Annotated in this window: 14 protein-coding genes and 1 pseudogene; 6 read left to right on the top strand and 9 right to left on the bottom strand. The window is 66.3% G+C overall.

Translation table 11 applies throughout. The annotated features are described in order from the left end of the window. Window positions 1-14: 14 nt before the first annotated feature. Window positions 15-696 (bottom strand): annotated as a pseudogene (locus tag B6S44_RS06825) (L,D-transpeptidase). A 105-nt stretch (window positions 697-801) separates the two neighbouring features. Here B6S44_RS06825 and B6S44_RS06820 point away from each other — a divergent pair. Continuing rightward, the gene (locus B6S44_RS06820) at window positions 802-1,731 is read left to right on the top strand and encodes a LysR family transcriptional regulator (RefSeq protein ID WP_129156023.1); all 930 of its coding nucleotides are present in this window, start codon (window positions 802-804) and stop codon (window positions 1,729-1,731) included. 14 nt (window positions 1,732-1,745) lie between these two features. On the opposite strand, the gene B6S44_RS06815 is transcribed toward B6S44_RS06820, so the two are convergent. After that, entirely contained in the window at window positions 1,746-2,684 is a 939-nt protein-coding gene (locus tag B6S44_RS06815) for a class I SAM-dependent DNA methyltransferase (protein ID WP_164985748.1), read from the bottom strand. A gap of 61 nt (window positions 2,685-2,745) precedes the next feature. On the opposite strand from B6S44_RS06815, the gene B6S44_RS06810 reads away from it, so the two are divergent. After that, the gene (locus B6S44_RS06810) at window positions 2,746-3,801 is read left to right on the top strand and encodes a ligase-associated DNA damage response exonuclease (protein WP_129156021.1); all 1,056 of its coding nucleotides are present in this window, start codon (window positions 2,746-2,748) and stop codon (window positions 3,799-3,801) included. After that, window positions 3,798-5,579, top strand: coding sequence for a cisplatin damage response ATP-dependent DNA ligase (locus B6S44_RS06805; RefSeq protein WP_129156020.1), 1,782 nt, complete (start codon window positions 3,798-3,800; stop codon window positions 5,577-5,579). Before B6S44_RS06810 ends, B6S44_RS06805 begins: the two co-directional genes overlap by 4 nt. Before the next feature lie 10 nt (window positions 5,580-5,589). Here B6S44_RS06805 and B6S44_RS06800 read toward each other — a convergent pair whose 3' ends face one another. The 5 genes from B6S44_RS06800 to B6S44_RS06780 all read right to left on the bottom strand — a co-directional run bounded on the left by B6S44_RS06800 (window position 5,590) and on the right by B6S44_RS06780 (window position 9,064). Then, window positions 5,590-5,982 carry a hypothetical protein gene (locus B6S44_RS06800; protein ID WP_129156019.1) on the bottom strand — a complete coding sequence of 131 codons (393 nt, stop codon included), beginning with the start codon at window positions 5,980-5,982 and terminating at the stop codon, window positions 5,590-5,592. Between the two features lie 37 nt (window positions 5,983-6,019). Then, window positions 6,020-6,373 (bottom strand): hypothetical protein, encoded by a 354-nt coding sequence (locus B6S44_RS06795; RefSeq protein WP_129156018.1) that lies wholly within the window; start codon window positions 6,371-6,373, stop codon window positions 6,020-6,022. Between the two features lie 4 nt (window positions 6,374-6,377). Next, on the bottom strand, window positions 6,378-6,680 hold the full coding sequence (locus B6S44_RS06790) for a YggT family protein (RefSeq protein WP_129156017.1): 303 nt from the start codon (window positions 6,678-6,680) through the stop codon (window positions 6,378-6,380). 118 nt (window positions 6,681-6,798) lie between these two features. Further along, entirely contained in the window at window positions 6,799-8,787 is a 1,989-nt protein-coding gene (locus B6S44_RS06785; protein ID WP_129156016.1) for a sodium:solute symporter family protein, read from the bottom strand. 19 nt (window positions 8,788-8,806) lie between these two features. Further along, the gene (locus B6S44_RS06780; RefSeq protein WP_129156015.1) at window positions 8,807-9,064 is read right to left on the bottom strand and encodes a DUF4212 domain-containing protein; all 258 of its coding nucleotides are present in this window, start codon (window positions 9,062-9,064) and stop codon (window positions 8,807-8,809) included. A 308-nt stretch (window positions 9,065-9,372) separates the two neighbouring features. Here B6S44_RS06780 and B6S44_RS06775 point away from each other — a divergent pair, with 308 nt between their 5' ends. The 3 genes from B6S44_RS06775 (at window position 9,373) to B6S44_RS06765 (ending at window position 10,942) form a co-directional block, all read left to right on the top strand. Continuing rightward, on the top strand, window positions 9,373-10,053 hold the full coding sequence (locus tag B6S44_RS06775) for a response regulator (RefSeq protein ID WP_129156014.1): 681 nt from the start codon (window positions 9,373-9,375) through the stop codon (window positions 10,051-10,053). An 85-nt stretch (window positions 10,054-10,138) separates the two neighbouring features. Beyond that, entirely contained in the window at window positions 10,139-10,411 is a 273-nt protein-coding gene (locus B6S44_RS06770) for a DUF6460 domain-containing protein (protein WP_129156013.1), read from the top strand. A 57-nt stretch (window positions 10,412-10,468) separates the two neighbouring features. Continuing rightward, a complete protein-coding gene (locus B6S44_RS06765; RefSeq protein WP_129156012.1) occupies window positions 10,469-10,942 on the top strand; it encodes an Imm50 family immunity protein in 474 nt (157 codons plus the stop codon). Window positions 10,943-10,962: 20 nt separating this feature from the next. On the opposite strand, the gene B6S44_RS06760 is transcribed toward B6S44_RS06765, so the two are convergent. Both B6S44_RS06760 and B6S44_RS06755 read right to left on the bottom strand, forming a co-directional pair. Further along, on the bottom strand, window positions 10,963-12,051 hold the full coding sequence (locus B6S44_RS06760; RefSeq protein ID WP_129156011.1) for a quinone-dependent dihydroorotate dehydrogenase: 1,089 nt from the start codon (window positions 12,049-12,051) through the stop codon (window positions 10,963-10,965). After that, window positions 12,048-12,389 carry a DUF952 domain-containing protein gene (locus B6S44_RS06755; RefSeq protein ID WP_129156010.1) on the bottom strand — a complete coding sequence of 114 codons (342 nt, stop codon included), beginning with the start codon at window positions 12,387-12,389 and terminating at the stop codon, window positions 12,048-12,050. Before B6S44_RS06755 ends, B6S44_RS06760 begins: the two co-directional genes overlap by 4 nt. Between the last annotated feature and the right edge of the window lie 109 nt (window positions 12,390-12,498).

Raw genomic sequence — 12,498 nt, 5'->3', positions numbered from 1 at the left:
CGGGCTTGCGTCTTTCACACGGCCGTGCCGGCGTTCGATCCCAGCACCACGACCCTGCTGCCGACAGGAACGCGTCGATAGAGGTCCAGGATGTCCTGGTTGAGCAGCCGGATGCAGCCGGACGAGACCATCGTCCCGATCGTCCAGGGTTCGACGGTGCCGTGCAGCCGGTAGAGCGTGTCGCGCCCGTCGCGATAAAGGTAGAGCACCGAGCGGGTTGCCGGCGCCGCCGGCGAGGCCGCCGGCATAGCGGCCATAGCGCTGCGGCTCGCGGCGGATCATGTCCGGCGTCGGCGTCCAGCGCGGCCATTGCGCCTTGCGCGCGATCGTCGCGGCGCCGCGGAAATTGAAGCCTTCCTCCTTGCCGACGCCGATGCCATAGCGGATCGCACGCCCACCTTCGCCGACGAGATAGGCGTGACGTTCCCCGGGATCGACGATGACGGTCCCCGGCCGCTCGGCTGTGCGATAGCCGACCTCCCGCCGCAGGAATTCGGGCTCGATCTCGGCGAGGTCGACAGCCGGGACCGGAAAGGGCTCGCCGTCGATGGCGGCGTAGATCGAGGCGTAGTCGGCATCGAACATGTCGAGCCGATTGGTGGGTGACCGGCTGGAAAGCTCTGGCGCAGGTCTCGCGACGCAGCCGGACAAAAGGAACGGGCTGCCGAGCAGCAGGCGGCGTCTGTCGATGGGCATTCAGGCTATCGGCTCGCGTGATGGGATTGGTGCGGCGATAGAGCAATTTGCGGTGATCGCGTCGATCCGTTATGAGGTGATGACTGTCATAACTTTTGGCTATGTATGGATATCGCCGCTGCCCTCAGAGCGTTCGTTCGCACCGTCGAGCGCGGTTCGGTCACCGCCGCGGCGCGTGATCTTTCCGTGTCGCAGCCCGCTGTCACCAAGCATCTGCGCAATCTCGAGCGGCATGTCGGCGCGCGGCTGCTGGAGCGTTCGACCCGCATGGTCCGGCCGACCGTTCAGGGCAAGGCGCTCTACGAAGCCGGCCGGAGCGCGCTCGCCACCATTGATGCGGCGCTGGAGGGCGTTCGCCACGAGATGGGCGCGATCGAAGGGCTGCTGCGCGTGCACGCGCCGTCCTGTATCGGCGTGCGACACCTTCATCCGATCGCCCTGGCCTTCCAGGAGCGCTATCCCGGCGTCACCATCGATCTGGTGCTGGAGAACCGGGCGGTCGACCTGGTCTATGAGGGATTCGATCTCGCGCTGTGCTATGGCCGCCCGGACGGCCAGGAGCTGATCGTCAGGCGGCTCGGCCAGGTTCGCCGCATCCTCGTCGCTTCCCCGCAGTTCCTCGCCCGGTCAGGGCCGATCGACACGCTGACGCAGCTGTCCGAGGTCGATGTCGTGACCACCGCGACGGAGCTGTTGCCGCGCGATGTGCTCACGCTGCGGCGCGGCAGCGAGACGGTCGACGTGTCGGTGCGACCGATCATGCGGACGAACCACGCCGACGCGATCACCGCGACCTTGTTGTCCGGTCGGGCTGCCGGCCCCGTCCAACTCCTCCTCGTCTCGGATGAGCTCGCGACGGGGCGGCTCGTCCGCATCCTGCCGGACTACGAGGTCAAGCCGACCGAGGCCTTCTGGACCTTTCCCTCGGTGCGCTTCATGCGCCCGGTCGTGCGCGCCTTCACCGATTTTGCCATCCCGGCCCTGCGCGCCGTTGAGGGCGTCGATGCTGGAGATCTGCGTTTGGAAGCGGCCTAGCTGGCCTCGTGCCCTCAGCGGCGCTCCGCGATCAAAAGCAAGCCCGGCACGGGCTGACCGCGATCGATGCGCGTACTCGGGTGTTCGACCAGCACCGACTCCAGCCTCACCTCGCCGAGCTTCTCCCTGATCCACGTCTCGGCATGGGCGAAACGCCGGTCCTGGCCGACGGCGACGCCTTCGCCGTCATGGCTCTGCACGGTGAAGGCGAGGAGCCCGCCCGCTTTGAGCACGCGCGCGCTCTGATGAAAGCTCGGCGCGAGGTCGCCGAGATAGACGAAGACGTCGGCGGCGATGACGAGATCGGCCGAGGCGTCTGGCCGGCTCGCCAGGAAGGCGGTCAAGCCGGCTGTGGCGAGCTTGTCGTAAAGCGGCTGACCATCGCCGCGCAGCTTGTCGCGCGCCTTGGCGATCATGCGCGGCGAGAGATCGCAGCCGGCGAGGAACTCCGTCTCGGCACGGATCGCTTCGCCCATCAGCCCGGTGCCGCAGCCGAGATCGTAGGCCGTTTCGAAATGGAACGGCTTTCCGGCCTGCGTGCAGCAGCGTGCGAGCGCCTCCTTCAGCAGCGCTGGCGCCTGGTATTGCAACGTGCCGACGAGATGACTGTCGAAACGGTCGGCATAGCCGTCGAACAGCACTCCGGAGAAGTTCTCCGAGGTCGCCCGCTCGGCCGCCAGGGCGCCGATGCGGGCGAGGTCGAGCTTGGCTCCGACATGGTCGTTCGGGTCGAGGTCTAGGCATTGCCGCCAGGCGGTCGCGGCCTCCTCATTGTGTCCGAGCGTCTCCTGAGCCAGCCCGTAAAGATGCCAGGCGGCGGTGAAACCGTAGTTCTCGGCGAGCGTTTGATCGAGGATGTCGATCGCCGCTTGCGCGTCGCCCTCCTTCAACGCCGCCTCGGCCCAGGCGTAGCGACGGTCGAGACGCTCGTCGCCGGAACTGGCGGAGTACACGCTGCTGCCCTTTTCGATCATGCAGGCGGGTTTATCTGAGGTGAATGACACTGGCCAGACGATGAAGCCTTCCGATCTGCTGACGCCGACTCCGGCCGGGCTCTATTGCCCGCCGGCCGATGTCTATATCGATCCGGTCCGCCCGGTGGCGCGGGCGCTGATCACCCATGGCCATTCCGATCATGCGAGAGCCGGCCATGGCGCCGTGCTGGCGACGCGCGAGACGCTGGCGATCATGGCGCTGCGCTATGGCGAGGCCTTCACCGGCTCGCAGCAGGTGGCGGCGCCAGGCGAAACCGTCCGCATCGGCGCGGTCGATTTCCGCTTCGTCCCGGCCGGCCATGTCCTCGGCTCGGCCCAGATCGTGGTCGAGCACAAGGGTCTGCGCATCGTCGTCTCCGGCGACTACAAGCGCGAGCGCGATCCGACCTGCGCGCCGTTCGAGCCTGTTTCCTGCGACGTCTTCATCACTGAGGCAACCTTTGGCCTGCCGGTGTTCCGCCACCCGCCGGCCCATGCCGAGACGGCCAAGCTGCTCGATTCCGTCCGGCTCTTTCCTGAGCGTACGCATATCGTCGGCGCCTATTCGCTCGGTAAGGCCCAGCGTGTCATGGCGCTGATCCGCGAGGCCGGCTACGAGCGCCCGATCTTCATTCACGGCGCGGTTGAGAAGATCACCGAGTTCTACCGGGCCGAGGGCGTTCCGCTCGGCGAAGTCCGCAAGGTCGAGCCAAGCGAGCGCAAGGCCGAGGAACGCAAGGCATTTGCCGGCGAGATCGTCATCTGCCCGCCAAGCGCGATCCAGGACCTCTGGTCGCGGCGCTTTCCCGATCCGGTCACCGCTTTTGCCTCAGGCTGGATGCGCGTACGGGCCCGGGCACGCCAGAAGGGCGTCGAGCTGCCGCTGATCATTTCCGACCATGCCGACTGGGACGATCTCCAGGCGACGATCCGCGAGGTCGGGGCCAGCGAGATCTGGATCACCCATGGCGAGGCCGAGGCGCTGGCGCATTGGTGCGGCACGGTCGGCCTCAAGGGCACGCCGCTCCACCTCGTCGGTTATGGCGACGAGGGCGAGGCTGAGCCGGACGCCAAGCCGGCGGAGGCAGTCCCATGAACCGCTTCGCCTGGCTGCTCGACCGCCTCGCCTACGAGCCGCGCCGCAACGGCAAGCTCGCGCTGATCGCCGACTATTTGCGGTCAACGCCCGATCCCGACCGCGGCTACGCGCTCGCGGCGATGACCGGCGGATTGGTCTTCCAGAACGCCAAGCCCGGCCTGATCCGCGCCTTGATCGCCGAGCGCACCGATCCGGTGCTGTTCGCGCTCTCCTATGACTATGTCGGCGATCTCTCCGAGACAGTCGCGTTGATGTGGCCGACCGCCAGCGTGAACCCCTCCCCCTCGTGGGGAGGGGCAGGGGTGGGGGGCGAGCGACCGGGTGAGCGCTCGCCAGGCGGGGCGCCCCCCACCTCTCTCTCCTCCCCGCCAGGGGGAGGAGAAGCGCCTTTGCCTCTGAGCGTCGCGTCCGGCCACAACCGCGCCCCGCTCAGCCTTCCCGACGTCGTCGCCGGCCTGCGCAATTCCGGCAAGATCGAGATGCCGCGCCTGATTGCCTCCTGGCTCGACGCGCTCGACGAAACCGGCCGCTGGGCCCTGCTCAAGCTGATCACCGGTGCCTTGCGCATCGGCGTCTCCGCCCGCCTTGCCAAGACCGCGGCCGCGAGTCTCGGGGGCATTCCGGCCGACGAGGTCGAGCAGGTCTGGCATGGGCTGGAGCCGCCCTACACCGCGCTCTTCGCCTGGCTGGAGGGCAGGGCGCCGCGGCCCGAGGCAACCGATCCGGCGCCGTTCCGCCCAGTCATGCTCTCGCATGCGATCGAGGATGGCGATTTCGACAAGCTCGCGGCGAATGAATTCGCCGCCGAGTGGAAATGGGACGGCATCCGCGTCCAGGCCGTCGCCGGCACGCGCGCCGATGGCAGCCGGACCGTCAGGCTCTATTCCCGGACCGGCGAGGAGATCGGCGGCGCCTTTCCCGACCTGACCGAGGCGCTGACTGAGGACGGCGCGATCGATGGCGAATTGCTGGTGATGCGCGATGGTGTCGTCCAGAGCTTCAACACGCTCCAGCAACGGCTCAACCGCAAGCAGGTGACGCCCAAGATGCTGGCCGAGTTCCCGGCGCATATCCGCGCCTACGACATCCTGGCCGAAGGAGACGATGACCTGCGCGCCCATCCCTATACCGAGCGGCGCACCAGGCTCGAAGCCTTCCTCGGCAGGCTCGACAGCACCCGCTTCGATCTCTCGCCGCGCATCACCTTCGCCAGTTGGGAAGAGCTGACGGAGACTCGTGCCGATCCGGCCGCCGCCGGGGCCGGGGCGGACGCCGAGGCGGTCGAGGGCTGCATGCTGAAGCGGCTCGACTCGCCCTATCTGCCCGGCCGGCCCAAGGGCTATTGGTACAAGTGGAAGCGCGATGCGCGGCTGGTCGATTGCGTGCTGATGTATGCCCAGCGCGGCCACGGCAAGCGCTCCTCCTTCTACTCCGACTACACTTTCGGCGTCTGGCGGGTCGGAGAGGCGGGCGCGGACGAGCTAGTGCCGGTCGGCAAGGCCTATTTTGGCTTCACCGATGAGGAGCTGCTCGAGATCGATCGCTATGTCCGCAAGAACACGCTGAATCGCTTCGGCCCGGTGCGCGAGGTGACGCATACGTCCTCCAGCGGCCTGGTCTTTGAAGTGGCTTTCGAGGGCTTGCAGCGCTCGACACGGCACAAATCCGGTGTTGCCATGCGCTTTCCCCGCATCAGCCGCATCCGCTGGGACAAGCCGCCGGGCGAGGCCGACCGGATCGAGGCACTCGAGGCGCTGCTGCCGGCGGCGGGCTGATGGGGAAGGTTCAGCGGATCAAGAAGGCCGCAGCGAGCAGGATCGTGGCAGCCATCGCGTGATAGGCGGCGAAACGCAGGAAGGTGTCACGGCGCACCCGCGCGAACACCCCCTGCGCATAGGCCTCCGGCGGGCGCTCCGCCTGGTCGAGCATCAGCCAGATCTCGGTACGCTTATAGGGCCGCAGCGGCGCCTGCTGCGCCAGCATGAGCAGCACGACGACGACGAGAAGTGCGCAATAGCCGCCCGCCTTGAGCGCGGCCGGCGGGCTGCCGGAGAGGCCGACCATCAGGCAGAAGGTGGCAAGGCCGGCAAAGCCGCAGGCGCGTGCCGTCGAGATTTCCGCGAGCGTCCGCAAGCGGCGCATTGGGTCGGCCTTGTCCGGATCGCCAGCGCTCGACATGCGGCTTCCAATGCGGAGGGCGGTCGGAGGTTCCGTCCTAGAATCCCGTCACCGCCGGCAGCGCCAGAATAAGCACTCCGACCAGCCAGATGCCAAGCGAGGCCGCATCACTATTCCGTCGGCCGGTGAGGCGCTCGAAGATCGCGGCTGGCGCGCCGGCGAGGATCAGGCAGGCGACCGAGACGAAGAGCGAGGTGAAATAGTAAAGCAGGATCGGCGAGGAGACGAAGAAGGACGGCGCCAGCAGGAACTTCACCAGGATGAAGGCCGGGTCGAAATAGGGCGAGAAGTGCATGCCGGAGAGCAGCGAGAAGCCGGCGATGCCGACGAGTAGCCCGTCCTGCCGCACCAGCCTGTCGCGATCATCGCCATTATCTGTGGTCTGGTTCATGGCGTCACCCCGTGGCGGCGGGCAGGAGCCCGAGCATGCGGACGATGTAGAACAGCAGGAAGCGCAGCAGGAACAGCCAGACGATCGCGAACAGGTTGAGCAGCGGCATCGGCACCAGCGCCGGCGTCACCAGCCGCACCAGGTTCAGGATCGGGTCCGTGATCTGGCAGAAGACGCGCCAGATCACCTTGTCGCTCTCGGGTGGGAAGAACAGGGAGAGGATATAGCGCCCGAGCAGCGTGTAGATCAGCGCCGCCAGCATGAGGTTGGGCAGGTGGAAGACCCAGAACCCGACGGAATCGGTCAAGCAGCTTTCTCCTGTGGCCGGCCGGGCGCGCGGCGAAATCTCGGTTTGCGGCAGTGTGAACGGGAAGGGGCGGGAAGCAAGTCCCGCCCCTTCGTTGGTGTTCAGGGCCGGAAGGCGATCAACTCGTCTTCTCTTCCATGATCGTGCCACCGCGCGGACGGCGGCAGGCGTCGACGAAGTCCATCATCGCCTTCGACGGCGCGGCGGTCAGCATCGACACGACATACATCGCCAGGAAGCCGGCCGGCAGGCCGAACAGCGCCGAGGAGATGTTGTTGATGTTGAACCAGCCGACCTTGGAGGCGAGCGGGTTGGTGACCAGCGCCGGGCCGCTGGCGATCGCCGGGTCGGCCAGGAACTTCGCCATGTTCTCGGGCGAGATCAGCGGCGCGCCCGAGACCGGGTTGAGCAATGAGCTCATCCCGAAATACTGCACGCCGAGATGCGGGTAGTAACGGCTGATCACCAGGTAGAACAGCGTCAGGCCGAAGCCCACGGTGATGCCTGCGATGGCGCCCGCCGAATTGGCGCGCTTCCACCAGATTCCCAGCACAAGCGCCGGGAACAGCCCGCCCGCCGCCAGCGAGAAGGCCCAGGACACCATGGCAAGGATATCCGAAGGCCTGGTCGAGGCGGTGTAGGCGGCCAGTACCGCCACGATGACCAGCAATACGCGCGAGACGATCAGGCGGCGTGCCGTCGGCGCGTTCTTGTCGATCATCTTGTAGTAGACGTCGTGCGAGAGCGCGTTGGCGATGGCGAGCAGGAGCCCGTCCGCGGTCGAGAGCGCGGCGGCAAGGCCGCCGGCCGCGACGAGGCCGGTGATGACATAGGGCAGGCCGGCGATTTCAGGCGTCGAGATCACCACCACGTCGGTGTTGATGCCGAAATCCTGCAGGCGCAGCACGCCGGTATGGCCACTGATCGCACCGCAGGCCGCCGTGATCGCCTGGACGCTTTCCGCCGCCTTGCCGCAGATCGTCACCAGCCCGAGCTTGCCCCAGCTGAAGACCCATTGCGGCATGTCGGCGAGGTTCTTGCCGATCAGGGTCGAGTAGACCTCCAGCTTCGAGAACGCCGCATAGGCCGGCGCCGTGAAGTAAAGCAGGAAGATGAACAGTAGCGACCAGGCCACCGAGATGCGGGCGTCACGCACGGACGGCGTGGTGAAGTAGCGCATCAGCACGTGCGGCAGCGAGGCGGTGCCGACCATCAGGCACAGGATCAGGGCGAAATAGTTCGCCGGGCTGTAGTTCAGGAACGGCGTCGTGTGCGGCTTGAGCGTGGCTGCGGTGGCAAGATTGTTCTGCAGGAAGCTCTGCTCGAGCGCGGCGATCTCCTGCAGCGCCTGGCCATAGGTGAGCTGCGGGATCGGCAGCCCGTATTTCTGCGCCGACAGGATGATGACCGGCACCAGATAGGCGACGATCAGCACGATGTACTGCGCGACCTGCGTCCAGGTCACCGCCCGCATGCCGCCGAGCATCGAGCAGACCAGGATGCCGGCGAGGCCGACATAGACGGCGACGACGAAGTCCATGTCGAGGAAGCGCTGCGCGATCAGGCCTGTGCCGAAGATCTGCGCCACCACATAGGTGAAGGAGCAGGCCAGCAGCACGATCACGCCGAGGAAGCGCGCGACGTTGCCGCCATAGCGCGCCGACAGGAAGTCGGGCACGGTATAGGCGCCGAACTTGCGCAGGAACGGCGCGATCAGCACCGCGACGAGCACATAGCCGCCGGTCCAGCCGAGCACGAAGGCGAGGCCGTCATAGCCGAGCAGGAAGAGCGAGCCCGCCATGCCGATGAAGGACGCCGCCGACATCCAGTCGGCGCCGGTCGCCATGCCGTTGTAGAAGGCCGGTACGGAGCGCCCGGCGACATAATATTCCGAGACCTGCACCGTCCTGGAGATGACGCCGATGATGGCATAGACCAGGATGGTGAAGCCGACGAACATGTAGCCGAGGATCTTGTTCGGGACGCCGGCCTTTTCCAGGATGGCGACCAGGATGATGAAGGCGACGAAGCCGCCCGTATAAATCCCGTAGATGCGGCCGAGGCTTGAGGTGAAGCCACCAGAGCCGGCCTGTGCTTCGCTCGACATGATCGTAGCCCTCCCCGGCTCAATCGTCTTCGGCCACGCCTGCGTCGCGATCGATCTTGTCCTGCGCCTTGGCGAACCAGAACAGCATCACGACGAAAGCGATGAGCGATCCCTGGGAAGCCATATAGAAACCCAGAGGGAATCCGAAGATCTTGATGCCGTTGAGCGGCGTCACGAACATATGGATGATATAACTAAAGAACAGCCACAGGGCCATCATCACGAGCATCAACTTGCTCGTTCGTTGCCAGTGATGATCGTTTTCTTGCGAATCCATGGAACGTTTCTCCCGAGAGCTTATTGCGAATTTTCGCAACTTCGGCCGTTGTCGGATTCTTGTGATTCGCGTTCGTCCGGTCCCCAACCGCCTGACGATAGGTTAATGGAAGTGTGTCGACGAAAGAATGTGAACTAAAGACGTAAGTCTTCACCCAAAGACCAAGTCGCGATCGCGTTGCAGCCGCAGTCGATCTGCGCGACATCGCGATGATCGGGCATCATTCCCGCCGAAACCGGCGGTGGCGCTTGAGATCGCGACCGCGCAGGGCCAGACTGTGCGGCAATCGATGGGAGGGAATGCCAGCAATGAGTCGTCAGCCGTCGACCCGGATCGTGATCGCCGACGATCATCCGCTCTTTCGCGGCGCGCTGCGCCAGGCGGTCTCGCATGCGCTGGCCGGCTCGGAGGTCAGTGAGGTCGGTTCGCTCGAGGCGCTCGGCCAGGCGCTGGCCGAGGCTGCCGATACCGACCTCATCCTGCTCGATCTCAGCATGCCGGGCGTGCAGGGCTTTTCCGGGCTGCTCTTCCTGCGTGCCGCCCATCCCGAGATTCCGGTGATCGTCGTCTCGGCCAATGACGACCCCGCGGTCATCCGCCGCTGCATCGAGTTCGGCGCGCTCGGCTTCCTGCCCAAGACCGCCGAGGTCGCTCAGATGGGCGAGGCGATCCAGGCCGTGCTCGACGGCGGCGTCTGGACCCCGCCCGGCGTCGATCTTTCCGCCCCGGTCGATCACGAGACCGCCGACATGGTCCGCCGCCTCGCCACGCTGACCCCGCAGCAGGTGCGCGTCCTGATGATGCTGTCGGAGGGGTTGCTCAACAAGCAGATCGCCTATGAGCTCGGCGTCTCCGAGGCGACGGTCAAGGCGCATGTCTCGGCGATCCTGACCAAGCTCAACGTTGACAGCCGCACCCAGGCCGTGATCGCCGCCGCCAAGATCGCCGGCGCCGGCTGGGCCGTGCAGGGCGCTTCTGCGACGAGCTGAGACGCGTAGCGGTTGACGGCGGCGTTCAGCGCAGGTTCAACCGCGAGCGGGTTTTGTCCCGCTGTCAATCCGTAGGGGGATTTCCATGGCCAATGGCGGTGGCACCGAGCGCTTCCTGGGCGGTTCCGTCCTCAGCGTCCTCGTGCGCCTGTTCTTCATCTCGCTGCTGGTCGGCGCGGCCATGGCCTTTCTCGGCCTGTCGCCGCGCGGCCTCTTCGACTCGGCGCTGCGCTTCGTCCGCTCGATCACCGATCTCGGCTTCGACGCGGTCCGCGAGGTCGGCGGCTGGGCGATCGCAGGCGCCCTGGTCGTCGTGCCGCTCTGGCTGCTCAGCCGCCTGTTCGCCTCGAAGCGGTAGCGAGGGCACTCATCGGCCTTCGACCGGACTTCGCGTTCAAAGATTTCGATGGCCAGAATGGCGAGCAAGCCAGACACGCAGATCTATCTAGAGGTGCCCGGCGGTCCGGAGCTTCTTCGTTGGTTCGGGCAGGTTCCGAACTTTCATGACGCGGAGATTCTTGGCTTGAATCTGCGCCGCTCGGGTCAGAGCACTCTAATTCTCCACGGCTGGGTCATGACCAATGAGGTCGGCCGTGACGGCTTTATCGTGCTCGACAAGCACGCCGTCGTGACCTTCACGATGGAAGACATCATGGATTTGCAGCTCGATGGTTTCAGCCATCAGAACGTCATCGGAAGTCTGAAGCTGCAACGGGCAACCGATCGGGGTCGGGGCGACTACTATCCGCTTCCGGAGTCGCCCGAAGACATCGAGATTGAGCTTGAGCCTTGCTTCGGTTTGGACGGTGTGGTTCGGGCGAAACGGGTATCGATCTCGTTTAAGCCCGGCCTCCCGGATGAACCTTCAATCTATCGGGACGTCAGCTAAGCCTCTTCGTAGACGGTCGCTCATATCATTTCTCCGCGCGCGACCGCCTGGGCATCGCGCCCGACCAGAGCGTCGAGCCGCGGCAGTCCGGCCTTGCGCATCTGCATATCGAGCCCGCGCTTGACCTCGCCGACCAGTCCCGGACCCTTGAACACCATCGCCGAATAGAACTGCAGCAAGCTCGCCCCGGCCCGGATCTTGGCGAAGGCGGTCTCCGCCGAATCGATGCCGCCCACGCCGATCAGCGGGAACTGGCGTTCGACGCGCAGGAAGGTCTCGGCAAGGATCCGCGTCGAGGCCGAGAAGAGCGGCTTGCCTGAGAGCCCGCCGGTCTCCGCCTTGTTCGCGCTGCGCAGGCTGTCGGGGCGCGCGATCGTCGTGTTCGAGACGATCATGCCGTCGACCTTGCGGCGGCGGGCGACCGCGACCATGCCGTCGAGCTCGGGCATGGCGAGGTCGGGCGCGATCTTGATCAGCACCGGCGTCGGTCTACCGCCGGCAGCTGCCTCGTCGCGGGCGGCAAGCGTGCGCGCGATCAAATCGTCGAGCGCGTCCTCGGCCTGCAGATCGCGCAGGCCGGGCGTGTTCGGCGAGGAGACATTGACGGTGAGGAAATCGGCGAGCGGCGCGAGCCTGCGCGCCAGCACCGCATAGTCGGCGCTGCGGTCGGCCGAATCCTTGTTGGCGCCGAGGTTGACGCCGACGATGCCGCCCTTCTTCCGGCGCGCCGCAAGCCTTGCCGCGACCGCCTCCATGCCCTCGCTGTTGAGGCCGTAGCGGTTGATCACCGCCTCGTCCTCCGGCAGGCGGAAGACGCGCGGGCGCGGATTGCCCGGCTGCGGCAGCGGCGTCACTCCGCCGATCTCGACAAAGCCGAAGCCGAGCCCGAGCGCGCCATCGATCGCCTCGGCGTTCTTGTCGAAGCCGGCGGCGAGACCGACCGGGTTGGCAAAGCGCAGTCCAAACGCCTCGACCGCGAGCGACGGTGGATCGGCCGCCGGCCGCAAGGCCGGAGCGGCCGCCAGTGCCGCGACCGTCAGCCGGTGGGCCTGTTCGGCGTCGAGCTTGTGGATCAGCGGCCGGGCCAGGCCGAACAACGCTCCGATCACGCGACATCCTCCGGAAAGACATGGCCGCCTTCACCGTGCGGCAGCGGCGCGATCCAGCGCGTCTGCTTCGGATCGAGCGGGGCATAAAGGTGCGGGAACAGCGCGCCGCCGCGCGACGGCTCGTAACGCAGGGCCTCGCCAAGTGGGGTGTCATCGATGGCGATCAGCAGCAAGCCATCCTGGCCGGCGAAATGCCTGGCCGCAGTCTCGCGGACCTGTGCGCCGGTGGAGAAGTGGATGAAGCCGTCGGCGAGGTCGATTGGGGCTCCCTGGAAGAGGCCTGCGGCCTCAGCCTCGCGCCAGAGCGCCTCGGTACAGATCTTGTAGATGAGCGGCATGGCGCTGGGCATATCGCTTGCGGGGCGTCGACAAAAGCGGAAACCGTGCCGCATCGAGGTGCTTCGGGGATTTCTTCGCCTGGATGTCGGCTCGCCTATACCGGAGCGC

The organism is Allobosea sp. Tri-44 (genome assembly GCF_004123845.1).
Lineage (GTDB): Bacteria > Pseudomonadota > Alphaproteobacteria > Rhizobiales > Beijerinckiaceae > Allobosea.
This window is presented reverse-complemented; position numbering and strand designations above follow the sequence as displayed.